The sequence below is a fragment of the Mesorhizobium sp. M7A.F.Ca.CA.002.09.1.1 genome (genome assembly GCF_003998555.1).
In the GTDB taxonomy this organism is placed as follows: Bacteria; Pseudomonadota; Alphaproteobacteria; order Rhizobiales; family Rhizobiaceae; genus Mesorhizobium; species Mesorhizobium ciceri.
The window spans coordinates 1-1,065 of sequence record NZ_RZRR01001301.1 but is presented as its reverse complement, the minus strand read 5'-3'; the positions used below and the strand labels follow the sequence as shown (position 1 = coordinate 1,065).

2 protein-coding genes are annotated in these 1,065 nt (G+C 62.8%); both read right to left on the bottom strand.

From position 1 onward, the window contains the following. A partial coding sequence (locus EN994_RS32715) for a DEAD/DEAH box helicase (RefSeq protein ID WP_164746488.1) occupies positions 1 to 200 on the bottom strand: 200 nt, incomplete at its 3' end. A 198-nt stretch (positions 201 to 398) separates the two neighbouring features. Next, positions 399 to 1,065, bottom strand: a 667-nt coding sequence (locus tag EN994_RS32710) for an NAD kinase (RefSeq protein ID WP_127308215.1), incomplete at its 5' end; no start/stop codon positions are given.

Below are 1,065 nucleotides of genomic sequence, written 5' to 3'. Positions count from 1 at the left end.
ACGAAGGAAGCCGTCTTGCCAGTGCCGGTCTGGGCGATGCCCAAAATATCCTTGCCGAGCAAGGCGTGCGGGATCGCACCAGCCTGGATCGGCGTCGGCTGGGTGTAGCCGGCGTCGGTGACTGCGGAAAGGACCTTCGGCGACAGGCCGAGGTCTGCGAAGGTCAACGCTTCTTGAGCGGTCGTGGTGTCTGAGGACAAGTGTTGTTGTCTTTGGCTGGTTCGGGGAAGCGCAACGGCGTCTAATGGCGTCGCGGCAAGCGCCACGCGCCTGCAAGATCGGTATTGCAATTAGGAGCAAGCCCTCGATTTGTCAACAGAAACGGGCAGCAATGGCACGATTGTGAAGTTGTAACCTTAATCGGGATGCTTAATCGACCTGTCGGTCGCAGAGCCGGCTCAATAGCGGAACTGTTCGGCGAGAATACGCTCGTTCCAGGAATGATTGGGATCGAACAGCAACGTTGCTGTCGCCGTGGGTGATTCTCGCACCGTCACCGAGGTCACCGCCTTGACCTCGGTATGGTCGGCGGCGGCGTTCACCGGCCGCTTTTCCGGCTCGCGGATGTCGAAGCGCACCGTCGCTTTGTTGGAGAGCAGCGCGCCGCGCCAGCGGCGCGGGCGAAACGGGCTGACCGGGGTCAGCGCCAGCAGCGGCGCGTCGAGCGGCAGGATCGGCCCGTGCGCCGAAAGATTGTAGGCGGTGGACCCGGCCGGGGTTGCGATCATGACGCCGTCGCAGTTCAGTTCCTCAAGCCGGACCTGTTCGTCGACGGTGATGCGGATCTTGGCCGTCTGGTACGATTGACGCCACAGCGCCACCTCGTTGATAGCCAGTGCCGAAATCGTTTCGCCTTCCGAGGTCACGGCCAGCATCTCCAGCGGGCGGATGGTTTCGGCGACGGCGGCTTCGAGACGCTCGGTCAGGCCACCGGAACGATACTCGTTCATCAGGAAGCCGATGGTGCCACGGTTCATGCCGTAGACCTTCTTGCCGGTCCCCATCGTGTCGCGCAGGGTCTGCAGCAGGAAGCCGTCACCCCCAAGGGCAACGACGATCTCGGCC